Origin of the sequence: Actinoplanes sp. CA-131856, assembly GCF_050956135.1 — a bacterium.
GTDB lineage: Bacteria > Actinomycetota > Actinomycetes > Mycobacteriales > Micromonosporaceae > Actinoplanes.
The window spans coordinates 3,989,932-4,008,305 of record NZ_CP191849.1; the positions used below are offsets into that span (position 1 = coordinate 3,989,932).

General features: G+C 72.2%; 16 protein-coding genes. 8 read left to right on the top strand and 8 right to left on the bottom strand.

All coding sequences use genetic code 11. The features are described 5' to 3' along the window. Positions 1-19 precede the first annotated feature (19 nt). The 7 genes from ACQP2X_RS18365 to ACQP2X_RS18395 all read left to right on the top strand — a co-directional run bounded on the left by ACQP2X_RS18365 (position 20) and on the right by ACQP2X_RS18395 (position 6,138). Entirely contained in the window at positions 20-982 is a 963-nt protein-coding gene (locus tag ACQP2X_RS18365) for an alcohol dehydrogenase catalytic domain-containing protein (protein WP_498698535.1), read from the top strand. A gap of 60 nt (positions 983-1,042) precedes the next feature. Beyond that, complete coding sequence (locus ACQP2X_RS18370; protein ID WP_498698537.1) at positions 1,043-2,095, top strand: M15 family metallopeptidase; 1,053 nt, start codon at positions 1,043-1,045, stop codon at positions 2,093-2,095. A 53-nt stretch (positions 2,096-2,148) separates the two neighbouring features. Further along, the gene (locus tag ACQP2X_RS18375) at positions 2,149-3,588 is read left to right on the top strand and encodes a LuxR C-terminal-related transcriptional regulator (protein ID WP_498698538.1); all 1,440 of its coding nucleotides are present in this window, start codon (positions 2,149-2,151) and stop codon (positions 3,586-3,588) included. A 4-nt stretch (positions 3,589-3,592) separates the two neighbouring features. After that, a complete protein-coding gene (locus ACQP2X_RS18380) occupies positions 3,593-3,781 on the top strand; it encodes a hypothetical protein (protein ID WP_498698540.1) in 189 nt (62 codons plus the stop codon). A 79-nt stretch (positions 3,782-3,860) separates the two neighbouring features. After that, positions 3,861-4,379 (top strand): hypothetical protein, encoded by a 519-nt coding sequence (locus ACQP2X_RS18385; protein ID WP_498659862.1) that lies wholly within the window; start codon positions 3,861-3,863, stop codon positions 4,377-4,379. Next, positions 4,376-5,491: a sensor histidine kinase gene (locus ACQP2X_RS18390; RefSeq protein WP_498698542.1), complete on the top strand. Its 1,116-nt coding sequence runs from the start codon at positions 4,376-4,378 to the stop codon at positions 5,489-5,491. The genes ACQP2X_RS18385 and ACQP2X_RS18390 overlap by 4 nt, the downstream gene beginning before the upstream one ends. Beyond that, positions 5,488-6,138: a response regulator gene (locus ACQP2X_RS18395; protein ID WP_498698544.1), complete on the top strand. Its 651-nt coding sequence runs from the start codon at positions 5,488-5,490 to the stop codon at positions 6,136-6,138. The genes ACQP2X_RS18390 and ACQP2X_RS18395 overlap by 4 nt, the downstream gene beginning before the upstream one ends. Here the strand turns inward: ACQP2X_RS18395 and ACQP2X_RS18400 are convergent. The 8 genes from ACQP2X_RS18400 to ACQP2X_RS18435 all read right to left on the bottom strand — a co-directional run bounded on the left by ACQP2X_RS18400 (position 6,135) and on the right by ACQP2X_RS18435 (position 15,516). Continuing rightward, a complete protein-coding gene (locus ACQP2X_RS18400; protein ID WP_498698546.1) occupies positions 6,135-6,986 on the bottom strand; it encodes an aldo/keto reductase in 852 nt (283 codons plus the stop codon). The two genes, ACQP2X_RS18395 and ACQP2X_RS18400, sit on opposite strands and share 4 nt — an antisense overlap. Next, positions 6,976-7,752 (bottom strand): RraA family protein, encoded by a 777-nt coding sequence (locus ACQP2X_RS18405; protein ID WP_498698547.1) that lies wholly within the window; start codon positions 7,750-7,752, stop codon positions 6,976-6,978. The genes ACQP2X_RS18400 and ACQP2X_RS18405 overlap by 11 nt, the downstream gene beginning before the upstream one ends. Next, the gene (locus tag ACQP2X_RS18410; RefSeq protein ID WP_498698550.1) at positions 7,749-9,554 is read right to left on the bottom strand and encodes a DUF8034 domain-containing protein; all 1,806 of its coding nucleotides are present in this window, start codon (positions 9,552-9,554) and stop codon (positions 7,749-7,751) included. Before ACQP2X_RS18410 ends, ACQP2X_RS18405 begins: the two co-directional genes overlap by 4 nt. Beyond that, positions 9,551-10,372, bottom strand: coding sequence for a carbohydrate ABC transporter permease (locus ACQP2X_RS18415; RefSeq protein ID WP_498698552.1), 822 nt, complete (start codon positions 10,370-10,372; stop codon positions 9,551-9,553). Before ACQP2X_RS18415 ends, ACQP2X_RS18410 begins: the two co-directional genes overlap by 4 nt. Next, positions 10,369-11,190, bottom strand: coding sequence for a carbohydrate ABC transporter permease (locus ACQP2X_RS18420; RefSeq protein ID WP_498698553.1), 822 nt, complete (start codon positions 11,188-11,190; stop codon positions 10,369-10,371). The genes ACQP2X_RS18415 and ACQP2X_RS18420 overlap by 4 nt, the downstream gene beginning before the upstream one ends. Before the next feature lie 40 nt (positions 11,191-11,230). Then, complete coding sequence (locus ACQP2X_RS18425; RefSeq protein ID WP_498698555.1) at positions 11,231-12,481, bottom strand: ABC transporter substrate-binding protein; 1,251 nt, start codon at positions 12,479-12,481, stop codon at positions 11,231-11,233. A gap of 100 nt (positions 12,482-12,581) precedes the next feature. Beyond that, positions 12,582-13,232 (bottom strand): GntR family transcriptional regulator, encoded by a 651-nt coding sequence (locus tag ACQP2X_RS18430; protein ID WP_498698558.1) that lies wholly within the window; start codon positions 13,230-13,232, stop codon positions 12,582-12,584. A gap of 13 nt (positions 13,233-13,245) precedes the next feature. Further along, a complete protein-coding gene (locus tag ACQP2X_RS18435) occupies positions 13,246-15,516 on the bottom strand; it encodes a carbohydrate-binding protein (protein WP_498698559.1) in 2,271 nt (756 codons plus the stop codon). A gap of 250 nt (positions 15,517-15,766) precedes the next feature. On the opposite strand from ACQP2X_RS18435, the gene ACQP2X_RS18440 reads away from it, so the two are divergent. Beyond that, positions 15,767-18,373 carry a helix-turn-helix transcriptional regulator gene (locus ACQP2X_RS18440; RefSeq protein WP_498698561.1) on the top strand — a complete coding sequence of 869 codons (2,607 nt, stop codon included), beginning with the start codon at positions 15,767-15,769 and terminating at the stop codon, positions 18,371-18,373. The last annotated feature ends 1 nt before the right edge of the window (position 18,374 follow it).

Consider the following 18,374-nt stretch of genomic DNA (forward strand, 5'->3'; position numbering starts at 1 on the left):
TCCGTGGAAACTATGAGCCATGAGAGCAATCGTCCTGACCGGCCCCGGACCGGTGGAGAACCTCGAGATCCGCGATCTGCCGCTGCCCACGCCGGGGCCCGGCGAGGTGCGCCTGCGCGTCAAGGCCTTCGGCGTCAACCGATCCGAGCTGCATCTGCGCCTGGGCTACGCGGAGAACGCGCGCTTCCCGATCGTCCCGGGCATCGAGGCCGTCGGCGTGGTCGACGAGGCGCCCGGCACCGACCTCACGCCCGGGCAGCAGGTGGTGGCCATGATGGGCGGCATGGGCCGCAGCTTCGACGGCGGCTACGCCGAGTACACGGTGGTGCCGCGACGGCAGGTGATCCCGTTCCACTCCTCACTACCGTGGGAGACCTTGGGCGCCGTGCCGGAGACGCTGCAGACCGCGTACGGCTCACTGACCGTCGGTCTTGATCTTCGCCCTGGTCAGACCCTGCTCATCCGGGGCGGAACATCGGCCCTGGGGTACGCCACGGCGGCGCTGGCCAGGAGCATGGGCGCGACCGTCCTGGCCACCACGCGCCAGCCGGGCCGCCTGGCCGAGCTGACCGCCGACCACCCGCTGCTCGACGACGGGCGGATCGCGCCGCGGGTCCGCGCCCTCTTTCCGGACGGGGTCGACGCGGCCCTCGAACTGGTCGGCACGCCGACGCTGCCGGACACGCTCGCGGCCACCCGCGTGCACGGCACCGTGTGTTTCGCCGGAATGCTGTCGAACCAGTGGATCGTTCCCGAGTTCTACCCGACCGGCTACATCCCGAGCGGCGTGCGGCTCACCGGCTACAGCGGCGACGCCACCTCGCTGCCGCCGGCCGTGCTCCAGGACAGCCTCGACCGGATCGCGGCCGGCACCCTCGATCTGGGGCCGGTCACGGTCTATCCGTTCGAGCGGATCCGCGACGTCCACCGCGACGTCGAGGACAACAAGGTGAGCGGCAAGGTGGTCGTGCTCGTGCCGTGACACCTCGTTTGCACCCGGGATCGGCCGGGGGCTGCACCCTAGCGGAAACATCCTCGCCGGGTGACGAAACGACAGGAAACCCGATCCCGAGCCCGACGGTCCGTCACCACCGCGATCGTCGCTGCCGCTCTCGCCACCACCGGAATGCAGGCTCCCGCGGAAGCCGCCGTCCCGGCGGCCGCCCAGAGTTGGACCAGCCTGATGTACCGCAGCCTCACCGTGACCGCCACCGGCGTACAGCTGCGCCAGACCCTCGCCACCCAGCGCACGACCGTGACCACCCGCACCGTGGAGGTCACCAAGGCGACGGCCGCCCTGGCCGTGGCCCAGAAGCAGGTCACCACGGCCACGAGCGCCGACAAGGCGGCCAAGGACCGCGTCACGGCGGCCAAGGCGGCGGTCGCGGCGGCCAAGAAGAAGCTGTCGAAGGTGAAGCCGCGCAACAAGGCCGCGGTCACCAGCGCGAAGAGCGGGGTCACGAACGCTCAGAAGACGCTCACGCTGCGTACCACCCAAGCGCGTGACGCGGCGACGGCCCTGACCACCGCCCGGTCCTCCTCGGCGGCGGCGACGTCAGCGGTGACCACGGCCACCAACTCGGTGAAGTCGGCCTCAGCGGCGGTCGTGGCGACCCAGCAGAAGATCGCGGCCCTGAAGACGCCGGCCGAGTTGGCGAGCCAGGCGGCGGCGGTGAGCAAGAGCGTGGTGACGGCGATCCGGCCGGCGTTCACCACGGCCGACACGGTCGTCGTCTACGGAACGACCATTCACTACAGCGTCTCGTACGCCTACCGGCGCATGGTGGACGACGCGAAGAAGGCCGGCATCAGCATCTCGGGTGGCGGTTTCCGCACGAAGCAGCGCCAGATCGAGCTTCGCAAGATCAATGGCTGCCCGGACGTCTACACGGCGCCCTCCTCGTCGTGCCGCGTGCCCACGGCCGTCCCGGGGCGCTCGCTTCACGAGATCGGCCTGGCCATCGACATCACGTCGGGCGGGAAGACCCTCACCTCGAAGAGCCCGGCGTTCAAGTGGTTGCAGGCACACGCGGACGAGTACGGCTTCGTGAACCTGCCGTCGGAGCCGTGGCACTGGTCGATCACGGGCGGCTGAGCGTGTCACTCGATGGTCACTAGTCCTGTACTGGACGGTTCTAGCTTCACTCCATGAGCACGATCATCGAGATGGAGCGGGAGCGCCGGCGGCGGCGCCGCAAGGTGCTCCGCTGGGCGGGCCGGCCGCCGGCCGGCGGTGAGCGGATGGACGAGATCGAGCGCGCGTTCGCGCACGGCTGGGCGGAACGGGCCGAGGGTCTGCTCGACCACGGCGTCGTGCAGGACGCGCGGGTGCGGGCGCTGCGGGCGCGTTTCGCGGTGCGGCCGCACGGCGCGGTGGCCGAGCTGACGCTGGCGGCGGCCGGGCTGGCCGCGGAGGGCGCGACCGGCGCCGCGCTCGACACGCTGGTCACGGCGGCCGGGCTGTCCCTGATCACGTGGGACGGCACGGCCGCCGAGCCGTTGCGGTCGGTGCTGGCGGCGCTCGACGGCGTGGACGGCGATCCGCGGGCGGCGGCCGTGCGAGCGGTGGCCGACCGGACGGCCGGTGGCCGGGCCGGCGGTGGCGGTCGGATGGAGGCGGTCCTCGGGCTTACCGCTCTGGCGCGGGGGGAGGTGGTGCGGGCCGGCGATCTGCTGAGTGCCGAGGCGTCGACCCTGCGGCGGAGTGGGCGGCTCGGGCTGCTCGTGCACGTTCTGGGGCTGCGGGCCGAGGCGGCCGTCGCGGTCGGCGACTGGGCGGCCGCGGCGTCGGCCGCCACCGAGTGCCGGGTGCTGGCCGAGCGCACCGGGCAGCCGGCCTGGCGTGTCTGCGCCACCGCGACCATCGCGCTGGTCGAAGCCGTCCACGGCGACGGGGAGAGCTCGGGGCGGCACGCCGCCGAGGCCGAGGTCATGGGCGGGCCGCTGGCCGCGACCGCCGTCCGGTTCGCCCGCGGCGTGGCGCTGTTGAGTTCCGAGCGCTACGCCGAGGCGTACACCATGTTGTCGCCCTTGATGGACGGCCCGCGACCGGCCGACGCCGCCGGGCACCTCGCCGAGGCGGCCCTGCGCTGCGGCAAGCGGGACAGCATGCCGCAGCTCCCGGACCTTTATGTTCGCGCACTCCTCGACGGCGACGAACGCTCCTTCGCGCAGGCACGGCAGGCGGCCTCGTCGCCGTGGCTGGCCGCGCGGATCGACCTGGAGTACGGGTCCTGGCTGCGCCGCCAGCGGCGGGTGAACGAGTCGCGGCTGCCCCTCGAGTCGGCCCGGCACACCTTCGAGGTGCTCGGCGCCACGACCTGGGCCCGGCGGGCCGGACGGGAACTGCGCGCGGCCAGCGGCGTGCCGGGGGCCGGGATCCTGTCGGCGCAGGAGCTGGAGATCGCGCGGTTCGCCGCCGACGGGCTGTCCAACCGTGAGATCGGGCAGCGGATGTTCCTGTCACCCCGCACCGTGGGCTCCCACCTTTACCGCATCTTCCCCAAGCTCGAGGTGACCTCCCGGGCCCAGCTGGCCGGCCGGATCGGCGGGCTGGCCGTCACGGACGAGGCCGGGGCGCGGTCATAGGGTCATGGCTGTCATCACGAAGGCGCACGCCGTCAACGTCCTGCGCCGCGTCTACGGACCCGACCACGCCCGGTCCCTTGTGGACCGCATCCCCGACCGGCTCGACCTCGACGACCCGGCCGACTCGAAGCTGCTGTTCGAGCTCGGCCTGACCCCGGACCGGCTCACCGAGGCGATGGGCGGCGAGTACTGAGTCTCCACCTGTGGGTGGAGACCGGAGTTCCATCCGTACGCCGATTCGCCGCACCGCGAAAGCCGGGATCGTCTAGGGCATGACGAACTACCTGATCAGCCTCGGCATCCTCGCTCTCATGCTCACCACCGCGCTCGGCACCCACGAGTTCACCGGCAAGCGCCTCGTCCGGCCGGTCGTCATCGTCCTGGCGGTCGCCGCCTTCTACCTCCACTCGTTCCCGACCGAGGGCAACGACGTGCCGCTGGTGCTGGTCGGCCTGGCCGCCGGTGTGGTGCTGGGCATCGTGTCCGGGCTCTTCGTGCGGGTGCACCGGGACGCCTCGACCGGCCGGATCCTGACCACTGCCGGCTTCGGCTTCGCGGCGATCTGGATCGCCGTGACCGCCGGGCGCATGCTCTTCATCTACGGCGCCGACCACTGGTTCACCCAGGGCCTCGTCGACTTCTCCCGCACCCACCTCATCACCGGCGCCGACGCCTGGACCGCCGCCTTCGTCGTCCTGTCGCTCGCGATGGTGCTCTCCCGCCTCGTCGTCATGATGATCTCCGCCGCCCGCGTCCGGCAGCCCGAGCTGTCCGGGACAATGGCGCGGTGAACGCACGACGCACCTTCCGGGTGCTGGTCTACACCAGCGCGGTGGTGATCGCGGTGAACGCGGTCCTGGCCGGTCTCCCCGCGTCGGGAGCGGCCCGGGCCGCGTTCCCCGTCGTGGTCGTGGCCGGAATCGCGTTGTGGCTGACCGGGACGTACTCCAAGCTCACGAATCCCTTGATTCTGGCCGTTTGTTTCACCGGCGCCGGCCTGTGCGGCGCGCTGATGGACCTTCTGCTGCCGTCCGGTCCCGGCTACATCCTCAGCTTCATGGCGGTCGCCGGCATCGGCCTGCGGCTCTCGCGCACACCCGCGTTCCTCTTCGGCGGTCTCGTGGTGGTCGGCACGGCGCTGGCCGAGGCGTTCAACTCGTCGCAGGGCGTCAGCGCCTTTCTGAACCTGGCCATCGGCGGCTTCTTCCTCTTCCTGGCGTCGGCCTTCGCCCAGGCCAACCGGACGGCCCGGGAGCAGGCCGAGGAGCGGCTGGCCCAGGAGTCGGCGACCCGTGCCGCCCGCGAGGAGGCGGCCCGCCTGGCCGAGCGCGGCCGCATCGCGCGGGAACTGCACGACGTGCTCGCCCACACGCTGGCCGGGCTGGCCGTCCAGCTGGAAGGCGCCCGCCTGCTGGCCACCAGGACGAACGCGGACCCGCGCCTGGTCGACCAGCTCGCCGGCGCGCACGGCATGGCTCGCGACGGACTCAGCTCGGCCCGCCAGGTCGTCGAAACCCTGCGCGGTGACCGTCTGCCCGGCCCGTCGCTCATCCCCGACCTGGTCGCCCGGCATCCGCACGCCACCCTGTCGGTCACCGGGACGCCGCGGCCGCTCCCGCCCGAGGACGGTCTGGCCCTTTACCGTACGGTCCAGGAGGCGCTCACCAACGCGGCGAAGCACGCCGGCCCGGACGCCGCGGTCGCCGTCTCGCTGGCGTGGGGCGCCGGCGCGGTCGAGCTCGAAGTGACCGACACGGGCGGGCCCGGGGCCGAGCTGCCGTCGGGCGGTTTCGGCCTGACCGGGCTGGCCGAGCGGGCCGCGCTGGCCGGGGGACACCTGTCCGCCGGGCCGACCGGCACGGGATGGCGGGTCGGCCTGACGATGCCGCTGGGGGAGAAGTGACAGTCACCGTCCTGATCGCCGACGACCAGAAGGTCGTGCGCGACGGCCTGGCCATGATGCTCGGCCTGCTCGACGGCATCACCGTGGTGGGCACGGCGCTGGACGGCGCCGACGCGCTGCGCCAGACCGAGCAGCTCGACCCCGACGTGGTGCTGATGGACCTCAACATGCCGGGCGTCGACGGCGTCGAGGCCACCACCCGCCTCGCCGCGGCCGGGTCACGCACGCGGGTGGTCGTTCTGACGACGTACGCCGACGACACCACCGTCTTCCGCGCCTTGCAGGCCGGTGCGCGCGGCTACCTGACGAAGGACGCCGGCGCCGAGGAGATCCAGCAGGCCATCCTGACCGTCGCCGCGGGCGAGGCCCAGCTCGACCCGAGCGTCCAGCGCCGCCTCCTGGAGGCGCTGGCCGCCGGAGCGCCGTACGGGGTGGCGCCGGCCCCCGGGGACAGCGGCCTCACGGCGCGCGAGGAGGACGTGCTGCGCGAGATCGCGCAGGGCCACAGCAACAGCGAGATCGCGGCCCGCCTGCACGTCTCCGACGCCACCGTGAAGACCCACGTCAACCACTTGCTGGCCAAGACGGCCTGCCGCGACCGCGCCGCCCTGGTGGCCTACGCCTTCCGCACCGGCCGCGCCCGCTAGACCGCCAGCTCGTCCCAGAGCGCGGCCGGCACCGGATGGCGCCACCACTCCAGGTTCTGCGCGAGCTGCTGCCGGTCGGCCGGTCCCATCAGCACGGCCGCGACTGCCGGGTCCCGCGCCGGGAACTGGAGAGCCGCCGCCGCGAGCGGCACCCCGTACGCCCGGCACGTCTCGCCGAGCGATCGCGCGCGGTCGAGCACCGCCGGCGACGCCGGTGCGTAGTCGTAGCGCGCGCCCGGCCCCGGCGACACCAGCACGCCGCTGTTGAACACCCCGCCCGCCATCACCCGCACGCCACGCGCACGGCACTCCGGCAGGAGCTCCTCGCCGGCGCTCCGGTCGAGCAGGGTCCACCGCCCGGCGACGAGCACCACGTCGATGTCGGTCTCCCGGACGAACCGGATCAGGCCGGCCGTCTGGTTCATCCCGGCCCCGACGGCCCGCACCACCCCTTCCGCCCGCAGCCGGTGCAGCAGCGGATAGGCCTCCTCCAGCGCCGAGGCCATCCGGTCCTCCGGGTCGTGGATGAGCACCGTGTCGAGCGCGTCCACCCCCAGCCGGTCCATGCTGGCCGCGAGGGAACGCTCGATCGCGGCGGCGCTGAAGTCCTGCTCCCGTCCCGCCGCCTCGATCACGTATCCCACCTTGGTCGAGAGGGTCAGCGATCCCGGCGGGAGCAAGGCCACGGCCCGGCCCAGCCGCCGTTCCGCCGCGCCCCGCCCGTACCAGGGCGACGCGTCGACCCGCGTGACACCGGCCCGATGGGCGGCCAGCACCGTCTCCACCGCCTCGTCCTCGTCCGCGATGTCGCCGAGCGCCGCCACCCCGAGCGCGAGCTCAGCGCCCATGTGCGGCCAGCCACGCCTCGTACTCGGCCCGGCTGTTCGACGTGAGCGGGTAGTAGTCGGCCAGCACCGCGCCCTCGTCGATCCGCATGCGGCTGAACACCTCCCAGTCCTCGTGGTCGGCCGCCCGCCGCACCACCTCGGGCGCGCGCCGCCGCGGCACCACCACCGCGCCGTCGTCGTCGGCCACCACCAGGTCGCCGGGCAGGCAGAGCACCCCGCCGACGGCCACCGGCACGTCGTACGCCCAGGGGAACAGCTCCGACTGCGACGCGTAGTGCGGCGTCGTTCCCGTGCACCAGATCGGCACGCCGAGCTCCCGCACCCGGGGCGCGTCGCGGATGCGGCCGTCGACCACGATGCCCGCGCCGCCGCGCTTCTTGAAGTAGCGGACCAGCATGTCGCCCAGGCAGCCGGTGTACTGGCTGCCGTAGGCCTGGATGACCAGCACGTCACCGGGCTGGATGGTCTCCAGCACCGCCCACAGCGCGGTGGTGCGCTCCACGTACTCCTGGTCGACGCCGCTGGCGACGTCCTCGCGCTGCGGCATGAACTGCAGGGTCACGCCCGGGCCGACCACCCGCTGCCCGGCGTGCAGCGGCCGGGGCCCGGCGACGAAGCTGCGGCTGATGCCCATCTGGTGCAGCTGGGCGCAGGCGGTGGCCGAGCTGACCGGCGCCATCGCCTCGACCAGGTCCTGACCGGCGCGGGTGAAGCCCGGCCCGCGCACCGGCAGCGGCCACACGCCGCTGAGCTCGGGGTTCGTCATGTCGTGCTCCTGTCGTGGTGGGCGGTGGCGCCGAAACGGTCGAGGGTGAGCCGCAGGCGCGTCTCACTCAGTGGGGGAAGCCGGAGGACGGCCTTGTTCTCGTGCACGGTGGCCGGCCCGGACACCGCGACGACGGGGTGCTCGCCGTAACCGCCGCCGGTGATGGTCAGTGTGCGGTGGACGTCGCCGAGGTTGACCACCTCGACGGTCACCCCGTCGCCGGTGATGGCCGTGACGAGGGCGGCGACGCCCGGCGGAAGACCCGGACGGCCGTCGGACGACCAGCGCAGCAGGGCGAGCGGCAGCCCGCCGTTGTAGAGCTGTTGCGGAGCCCCGGCGATCAGCTGGGTGAGCACCTCGGTCACCACCGGGTTGAGGTTCTGCCACCAGTGGATGTCGTCGTCGTCCGGCGGCCCCGGGTGCCGCTCCATCGCGGCCAGCCGGTCCCGCACCTGCTCGATCGCCATCGCCAGCGCCTGCGCGGGATAGGAGGGGTTGTCCCCGGCCAGATAGCAGTACCAGGGCGGCTCGTGCCCGGCCTCCTCCTTCTCCCGGAAGCCGCGCACGGCCCGCCAGTCGTAGCCCGAGGCGGCGGACAGCTCGTCGAGCCGGTCCCAGTCGCCCGGGCTCCGCCCGGCCCACCAGAGCCACATGGGGTACGCCGGAGGCAGTGGCTGGAAGTCGAACCATCCGCCGTCGTCGCGCCGGTACGGCACCAGCAGCAGATCGCGGTCGACGTCGGCGCCGAGCCGGTCGTGCCAGTGGTCGTAGAAGGCGCAGTCGCCCGGGTCGAGCGGCCCGCGCCGGGCCTGCACGAGCGCCACCGCGATGGTGTCGCGGGGCATGGCCAGGCGCTCGGCCGATCCGGTGACCAGCGTGTGGTTGAGCGCGGCGACCAGCGCCGGCGCGACCACGCTGTAGAGCCCGTGTGGCCAGCTCCAGCCGTAGTGCCCGCCGTACCACCGCCCGCCGTGCAGCTCGCCCACGGCGCCCGACGGCCCGACGTTGTCCGGGACGACGCCGAAGTTGCCGCGGGCCCGCGCCGCCCAGGCGCCGGTGTAGTCGCCGATGAAATCCGCGTACTTCCGGTCGTGGTCGTACAGCCAGGCGTTGGCCGCGAGCGACGTCGCGGCCAGGTTGAGCGGCACGTCGCCGGCGCCCAGGCGCTGGTTCATCGCGTCCGCCATCCGTTGCGCGTTGCCCGGATCGGCGAGGTCGTCCCATGACCGGATGCCGTCGAGGTCCCGTACCGGAAGGCCGTATTTGCGCATGCCCTCGTTCGAGGCGGCGTACGGCCGGTCCTCGCCCAGACCGGGCCGGGGGCCGAGGGCGCCGATGTGCGGCGCCCGCATCATGTGCCGGGCGCCGTCGTAGTTGCCGGTGGGGGAGCCGGGCAGGAACAGGTCGGCGAAGCGCAGCGCCCGCTCCCGGAAGTAGCCGGGGTCGGCCGCGCAGAGGTTGTAGAAGAACAGCAGCGACTCGCCCTGGTGGAACCAGTCGTAGCCGTTCTCGTACTCGCCGGTGACCATGCCGCGGGCGGCCAGCTGCTTGGTGACCCCGGTCCAGTGCCGCTTGCACGCGTCGAGCAGATCGCCGGCGCCGCCCAGCGTGTAGAGCGCGGGCCAGTTGAAGAACGGCTCGTAGAAGTCGTCCACGCCGTCGCGGCCCACGGTCCGCCCGTCGTACCGCAGCGAGCCGTCGGGAGCGCAGTAGAGCTCCTCGAACCGCCGCCAGGCGGTGTCCAGCAGGTCGAACAGCTCACGCTGAAGTGTCGCCCACAGTGGAGGGTGGAAGTCGCTCATCCCTTTGTCGCCCCCGCCGTCAGCCCGGACACGATGTTGCGCTGGAGGAACACGAAGAAGACGAGCACGGGCGCCACCGCCATCAGCAGGTTCGGATAGACCACGGTGAAGTCGGTGGAGTAGCGGCCGATCGCCGCGTACACGCTCGTCGTCACAGTGTGCAGCGACGAGCCCGGCCCGAGGATGATCTGCGGGTTCACGAAGTCGGTCCAGACGCCGATCGTGTGCAGCACCACCGCCGTCGCCACGGCCGGTCGCATCAGCGGCAGGATCACCCGCCAGAACGTCACGATCGGCCCGGCCCCGTCCATCTTCGCGGCCTCGTCCAGCTCGCGCGGAAGGGTCTTGATGTACGCCACGTAGAGGAACATCGAGACCGGCAGCGTCAGCGTCGTCTCGTAGAGCAGGAAGCCGCCGACGGTGCCCATCAGCCCCAGGTACTTCAGCACGTAGATGACCGGGATCACCAGCACCTGGCTCGGAATGAACAGGCCGAGCAGGAACAGCCCCAGCAGGGCGCGGTGCCGGATCCGGGTGCCGCGGGCGATGACGTACGCCGCCGGGGCGCTCACGGCCAGCGAGAGCACGTTCACCGCGAGCGCGAAGAGAGCGGTCACGACGTACGCCCGGACCAGTGAGAAGTCGGGATTGGACAGTGCCGCGCTCAGGTGCTCGAGTGTGAGCCGCCCGAACGGAATCCCGAACGGGCTCCGCAGGATGTCGTCCTGCCCCTTGAACGCGTTGACCACGAGCAGATAGCCCGGGATCAGCATGACGAGCGCGGCCAGGGCCAGCGCCACGGTCCTGAGAAGCCTCATGAGCTCACCGCCTCCTCGGCGCGCCGGCGCAGCGCGGTCAGCCCCAGCGCGAGCCCGGCGATGACGACCATCAGGGTGATGGCCTGCGCCGCGCCGTACCCCAGATGGTTGGAGCGGAAGGACTCGCTCAGGATGAGAAAGGCGAAGGTGTTGGTGCGGCCCGCCGGTCCGCCGCCGGTCAGCGCGAGCACGATCTCGTAGACGCGCAGCAGCCCGACGAGCACCAGCACCAGGTTGACGGTGACCGAGGGGGCCAGCATGGGCCAGGTCACCGACCTGAAGGTCTGCCACCGTCCGGCGCCGTCGACGCGGGCGGCCTCGTGCAGGCTGGCCGGCACGGTCTGCAGGCCGGCCAGATAGAGCACGACGTTGACGCCGAACTGCGACCACACCACGACCGCGACGATGCTGCCGACCGCCCACGTGGGGTCGGACAGGAACGGCAGCGGGCTGTGCCCGGCGTTGCCGAGCAGGTGGGCGATGGCCCCGTTCGCGCCCAGGATCGCCGACCACAGGAAGCCGATGATGATGGGGCCGATGACGTACGGGTAGAAGACGACCGCCCGCAGGATCGCGTTGAGGCGGCCGTTCCCGTTGAGCAGGAGCGCCAGCCCGAGGCCGGCCGCGTTGCAGGCGACCGTGCCGACGACGGTGACGATCAGTGTGACCACCGCGGCGTGCCCGACGTCGGAGTCGTGCAGCAGCCGGGCGTAGTTGTCCCAGCCGACCCCTTGCGGGTTCGGGGTGAGGCCGTCCCAGTCGGTGAAGCTGAGGTACCCGGCGAGCGCGATGGGCACGAGCATGAAGAGCGTGATCATCACGATCGCCGGGGCCAACAGGATCGCGTGCGATCGGTGGTTACTTGGCATTCGAGGTGTACCAGGAGTCGATGGACTTCAGCACGGCGTCCGGCTTCTGGTCGAGGTAGAGCCCCTGCACCAGCTTGTTGAACTCGTCGTTGTACCCGGTGGGGGCGGAGTTGTCGCCCTGCCCGTTGGAGGCGACCACGGTGGAGGGAGCGCCGGAGACGATCGCCGCCACCTCCTTGTTGAGCGCCGAGGCCTCGTAGTCGAAGCCCTTGCGGAAGTTGCCCTCGGCCTTCAGCTCCTTGGTGACCGCGTCCTTGTCGGTGACCAGGAACTTGAGCAGGTCGAGCGCGGCCGCCTGGTTCTTCGACGACTTGGTGACCGACCACGGGATCGACGGGTTGCCGGCGACCGGGGCCGGCGAGCCGTCGAGCGTGGGCACTCCGAAGACGCCGACCTCGAACGCCTTCTTGGCCTCGTCGGCGGTCGGCACGAACCAGCCGCCCATGACGAAGGTGGCCGACTTGCCGGCCAGGAACTGGTCGATGGCGTCCTGGTACTTCAGGCCCATCGCGTCCTTGGGGGTGAGGCCCTGCTTCACCCAGCCCTGATAGGTCTCGAGCACCTGGCGCCACGGGCTACCGGCGAAGGTCGTCTTGTTCTCGTTGCGCTGGGCGAACCAGTCGGGCGCGGTGTTCAGGACGTTGACGTTGCCGAGCATCTGGGCCTGGGCGCCGGTGACCCATTCGCCGGAGGTCTGCGTGGGGACGTACCCGGCGCCCTTGAGCTTGACGAACGCGGCCGTGAGGTCGTCGAGCGACTTCGGGACGGCGGTGATGCCGGCCTTGGCGAAGGCCGCCTTGTTGTAGAAGACGAGCGACTGGACCTGGTTCCCGCTGCCGGCCTGCCACATCGCGCCGCCGACGCGCGACTGCTCGGCGTACGGCGCGTCCTTGACCCACTGCTCCTCGGGCAGGGCGGTGAGCTGGGGGACGGTGTCACGCCCGAGGCTGCCGGAGACCAGGTCGGGCGGCGATCCGGCGGCCAGCTGCTGTTGCAGGGTGGCGCTGACGTCGGTCGCGGTCGGCGCCTCGATCGACACCGTGACGCCGGGGTGGGCGTCGGTGTACGGCTTGACCAGGTCCTCGTAGAACTGCTTGGTCAGTACGGGGGTGATGTTGACCAGCAGGCGGAGGTTCGCGGTGGTCTTGTCGCCGGCCTCGCCCGAGTCCTGGAAGCCGCCGGACGAACACGCGGTCAGCAGGAGCGCGGTGGTGGCGGCCACCAGCAGTTTTGCTTTCATCATGGCAACCCTTCGTGGGTTTAATCGCTAATCGATTAGCGGTGCAAGCGATCATCATGGGGCTGCGTGACCATGTCAATAGCTTGTTACAAGTGAGTGACTAGGCTTCGACACCGGTGGCGTGGTTGAGGAAGGCCGCGGCCGCGCGGGCGCGGTTGCCGTCGGCCAGCACCTCGACCAGCCGCTGGTGCGACTCGGCCATCTCGGTCCAGTCGCCGGGGAAGCCGGGGTCGCCCACTATGCGCAGGCCCAGCAGGCTCGGCTCCATCACGGCCCAGAGCCGCGGGAGATAGCTGTTGCCGCTCAGCTCGACCACCGAGCGGTGAAAACCCATGTCGAAACCGCGGAAGGCGGCCAGATCGCCACTGACGGCCGCCTCCCGCATGCCGTCGACCAGGTCCTCGAGGTGGGACCGGGCGGCCGCGTCGAAATGCAGCACGGCCTGGCGGGCGGCCGCCTCCTCGAGCAGCCCCCGCACCTCCCGGGCCTCGCCGGCCTCACCCTCCGAGATCTCCCGCACGTAACTGCCACGGCGCGGCAGCGAGATCACCAGGCCCTCGTGCACCAGCCGCTTGACCGCCTCGCGCACCGGCGCCTGACTGACGCCGAGCTGGCGGGCGAGCTCGGACTCGACGATGCGGGCCCCCGGCGGCAGCGTGCCCTCCAGGATCGACTTGCGCACGAGGTCGTACGCCTGGTCGGAGAGCAGTGTGCGGGAGAGAGTGCTGGTGTTCTCGAAGGGTGATGGCATGGCGCTCCTTTGGCTATCGCTTAACGATAGCGGGATCGGTGAACGCGAAATAGTCCACGTTCGCCACGCCCGGCGACCCTCCCAGCGCGACCAGATAGACAGTGTGCACGCCCGAGGTCGGCGTGATGGGCACGGACTGGTCGATGTAGTCGTCGAAGCCGTCGCTGGGCCGCACTGTCACCCGCCCGATCGCCGGCCCGTCCTGGGCGTCCAGCCGGATCTCGAACGTGCGCCCCGCGTACTGACGGTCCGACCCGATGCTGCCGGTGAACAGCGTGCGCCCGGCGCCGAAGTCCACGCGGTCGTACCGGGCCCAGTCACCGCCGTCGAAACCGCCCATCACCTGACCGGTCCCGGCCGCGTGCCGCCCGACCCCGCTGTCGGCCGCGTAGCGCTCGGCCTGCACCACGGTCGTGCTCACGGACGCGCCGCCGCGCCACTTGGCCGCGCCGTACTTGTAGGCGCCCGCGCCGCGGGCCGGCGACTCGGCGCGCAGCGTGTAGTCCTGGGTGCGCGGCTCGGTGAAGAGCGGATCCACCGCGTACGGAATGTTGTCCCGCAGCACCGCGCCCGGCTTCTCGTCCACGTCGCCGATGTTGCCGGCGATCTCAGTATCCGGATATGCGGGACCGTTGAGGCTGACCGCCTTGCGATCGGTTCCGGAGGTGTTGTTCCAGATCCGGTTGCCGGGCGCGGGTTTGTCGCCGTTGAGCAGCACCACGCCGTAACTGGTGCCGTTCCAGGCCACGTTGTTGTGGGCGGTGGCGTTGAACGCGTTGTTGTCCAGGTAGATGCCGGGCGCCGGCGCCTGCGCGGCCAGCGGGGCCGGGTCGTGCAGGAGGTTGTGGTGGAACTCGGTGCCGGCCAGGTCGATGTTGCAGCACACGTAGATGGCGCCGCCGTCGTTGACCAGGTTGTTGTAGCCACTGACGTCGTTGTACGCGATCTCGTTGCCGCGGGCCGCGGCGCCGGCGACCTTGTCGTCGATGTTGATGCCGCTCCGGCCGCTGGTCCGGATCGTGTTGCCGACGACCCGGTGGCGGTCGCCGATCACGTTGACGCCGGCCGCGTAGCTGCCCATGTAGTCGGCGTTGGTGATGGTGGTGTTGGTGACCGTGTTGCCGCTGCCGGTGAGCACGACACCGTTGCCGGCGCTCCAGTCGACGACGCTGTCGCGCACGACGTTGCCCGTGCCGCCGATCTGCAGCCCCGACGTCGTCTCGCCCGCGCTGAGCAAGCCACACGCGTCGGGGTTGCGCACCATGTTCGGGTCCGGCGCCAGATCGTCGTAGGCGGACACGAAACGGGCGATCATGCGCTCGACGACGTTGTTCTTCGAGGCCGGCGTCGTACGGAGGGTGGAGGCGCGCAGCCCGACGCCGGTGACCGTCACCTTCTGCCGGCCGGCGAGGTCGATGCCCAGCTCCCGCCGCTTGAGCTCGACGGTGTGACCGGACGGGTCGTCACCGTCGCGCGTCCACAGGTAGAGCCGGTGCGCGCCCTCGTCGTAGAACCACTGGCCGGCGTGCCCGAGCAGGCGGAGCTTGCCGCTGAGCGCGTAGCTGGTCCGCTGGTTGGGGCTGAGGCTGACGCAGCTGGGCAGGCCGGCCGCGGTGACCTGGCCCGGCTGCGACGAGGTGACCGTGCCGGTCTCGCTGACGAACCAGTTGCGGGCCAGCAGGCGGGCGCCGGTCCAATAGCCGGCGGGCTGGTCCAGGGCGGGGTCGTCGATGCTGGTGTACGTCCCGGAGCGCGCCGACGCCATCACGGGGCGCATGGGGTTGTCGCCCTGGTAGGGCCACTGCGCCGGCGGGGCCATGGCGCCGTCGACGAAGACCTGGGTGCCCGGGCCGGCGGGCACGTCGGCCCGGTAGACGCGGCCGTCGCGCACCCCCTGGGCGAATGGTGAGTCGCCGAGGAACCTGTCGTCGCGGCCCAGGGTCTCGAGGTCGTCGCCGGTGACCCGCTGCCAGGCGGTGACGGGGTCGGTGCCGTCCACGACGACCTGCGCGTTCCGGGCCGCGGCGAACGTGACGCCGTCGCGTGGGGGAGTGACCGTCTCGCGGTAGGTGCCGGCGGCGATGAGGCAGGTGTCACCCGCTCTGGCGGCTGTCGCACATTTCTGGATCGTCCGGAACGGTGCCGCGGCAGTGCCTTTCGCGGTGTCGTCCCCGGTCGAGGACACGTGGAAGGTGGTCGTTCGGGGCGTGGCCTGGGCGGCGCTGCCGGCCGTGGCCGTGGCTATCAGGAGAGGAATGACGAAGATCGTTGCTCGGTGCCGCATCACGATTCCAATCGCCTATCGATTATGGATCGCGACAGTAATGCGCGTCACGCCGCCGGTCAATGGATCTTCCGAACGACTCGTGGTCCTCCTGGCGGCGACCGCGCGTGAGGAGCGTCATGCCCGCCGGATCCGTCGCTGGGGAGCGGCCGGTGACGTGCGGAAACGCCGCGCGCCGGCCCCGATCTGCCGCTCGTTCTTCCTATTTCCTTCCTGGTTCCGCGCGGGCGCCGGGTGCTGGACTGCTCGCGTGGAGACGACTGCACACCTCATCGGCCGCGCCCGCGACCTGGCCACGCTCGGCTCGGTCGTCGACGCCGCCGAGCACGGCCCCGCTTCGCTGCTCCTGCTGGGCGAGGCCGGCATCGGCAAGACCGCCCTGCTGCGGGCCGCGGCCGCCCACGCGGAACGACGCGGTCACCTCGTCGTTTCCGTGGGGCCGGGCCGCGAGACGGACGTCCGGCTGTTGTCCGGTTCCGGCCGGTTGGCCGGCGACCGTCCCACCCTGGTCGTGGCCGACGACGTCGACGCCCACTCGGCCCGCCTGCTCGCCGCCGCCCTGCACGCGACCGCGACCGAACGGGTGGCCCTGCTGCTCGCCGCCCGCGACGACGGCTGCTCGGCGCGAGACGGCGATCTCGCCCCGGGGGTGGCTCGGCATCACGTCGAACCGCTTGCCATGGACGCGGCGGCGCGGCTGCTCGACACCCGTCTCACGCCGCCGCAGCCGGGGAAGCGGCGGGCCATCCTGCGCCGGGCGGCCGGGAACCCGTTGGCGCTGCTGCTGTTCAGCGATCGCCGGGCCGCGGTGCCCCGCGAGTTCGCCGACCGGGTCCGGGCTCTGCCCAAGGCCACCCAATGGCTGCTGCTGCACGCCGCGGCCGCCGGCGACGCCGAAGGCATCGGCGCCGTCACGCTGGCCGCCGGCGGTTCACCCGATCTGCGCGGCTGGGCGCCGGCCGAGGACGCGGGCCTGATCGTCGTGCGCGGAGGCTTCGTCCGCTTCCGGCACCCGCTGGTCAAGGCCGCCTGCGCCGCCGGGCGGGGCCCCCGCGACGTGGCCCGCGCGCACCGCAATCTCGCGCTCGCCACCGCCGACCCGTACCGCCGGGCCGAGCATCTCGCCTATGCCGCCATCGGCCCCGACGAGCGCGTCGCGGCCGCCCTGGAGGAGGCCGCCCGCCCGAACAGCCGGACCGCCGCCGCGCTGGAAGCGGCCGCCGGCTCGGATCAGCGGATCGCCGCCGGCCTCGGAACGCCCGCCGGTTCCGGTCATCTCACCGCCGCGCACGCCCTGGAACTCGCCGCCGAGCGCAGCGCCGACGACGACAGCGCCGCCCGGCGTTATGCCCGGGCCGTCTTCGCCGCGCACCGCGGTGGCGAGCCCGAGTGGGCGGTCGAGTTGTACGCCAAGGCGCTCGCCCGCACGACCGACTCCGGCGTGCTGGGTCCGGCGGCCGGCGGCGCCGGTTTCGCCCTGCTGCACCTCGCGCAGCCGTGGCGCGCCTTCGACATCGCCGCTCGGGCCGTGCGACGCCACCCGTTCATGGCGACGGTTGTGGTCGCCGCCGCGGCCGCCCTTCTCTCCGGCGATCCCGAGCATCGCCGTCGACTTCCTCAACTGCTTGCCTGCGTCCGCGACGACGGCGCCGACACCATCGACGAGATCCTGGTACCCCGCGCCGAGTACGACCTCGCCCGCGCCACGGTCCTGGCCATCGCCGACCCGGTGGCCCACGCCGCGACCCCGCTGCCGAGAGTCTCCGGAACCGGACCGGCCAACCTGACCCGCACCTTGTTCACCGGCGCCCTGTCCTTCATGCGGGACGACTCGGCCTGGTGCGCCGCCCAGCTTCGCGCCCTGTGGGACACCGGCTCCCGCTTCGGCGCGACCGGCTCGGCCCTGACCGCCTTCCCGCACACCGTTCTGGCGATGATCGACGGCGGCCGCTGGCCGGACGCCGACCGGCTGCTCGACATCGTCGACCGCTCGGCCGCGGTCCGCGACGTGCCCCTGATCCGTGAGGTCGTGCCGTCCTTCCGCGCCATCCTGCGAGCCCTGCGAACCGGAACCCCGCACGCCTTCGCGCCCGGCCATGTGCCGAGCACCTCGCTGTCCGCCGGCATCGCCCTGCGAGCAGCCGGCCTGACCGCCTTGCACAGCGGGGACTACGAGCAGGCGTACCACCAGTTCCGCCGCATGTTCGGCCCGGACGGCGAGCCCCGGCACTACTTCCTCGCCCCGCGCTCGCTCCCGCAGCTGGCGCTCACCGCGGCCCGGACCCGGCGCACCGCCGACGCCCGGACCATCCTGCGACGATGCGGCGTCCCCTCGACCGATCGCATGGCCATGCTCATCGCCCATGCCACCGCCCTGCTCGACAGCTCCGGCGCCGCCGAGGAGCACTTCCTCGATGCGGTCGGCGATCCGGGGCGCGCGCTGCTCTGGCCCTTGGAGTACGCCGAGGCCCAGCTCAACCTGGGCCTGTGGCTCCGCGAACGGCGCCGCCTGCACGACGCCCGCCCGCACCTGCTGGCCGCCCGCGACACCTTCCTGCGCCTGGGCGCCCAGGCCCACGCCGACCAGGCCCGTCGCAGCCTCCCGGTCGGCCTGCGCCCGGCCGGCGAGCCCGTTCCCCAGGCCGATGCGCTCGGCAAGCTCACCGCACAGAAGCAGCTGATCGCCCGCCTGGTCGCCGAGGGCCTGAGCAACCGCCAGATCGCCGAGCGGCTCTACCTGTCACCGCGCACGGTCGGCTCCCACCTCTACCGCATCTACGGCGAACTGGGCGTGGGCAACCGCCACCAGCTCCGCGCCCTGGTCGTAGGCGACACACCCGTGCCGATGGGAGCCTGAC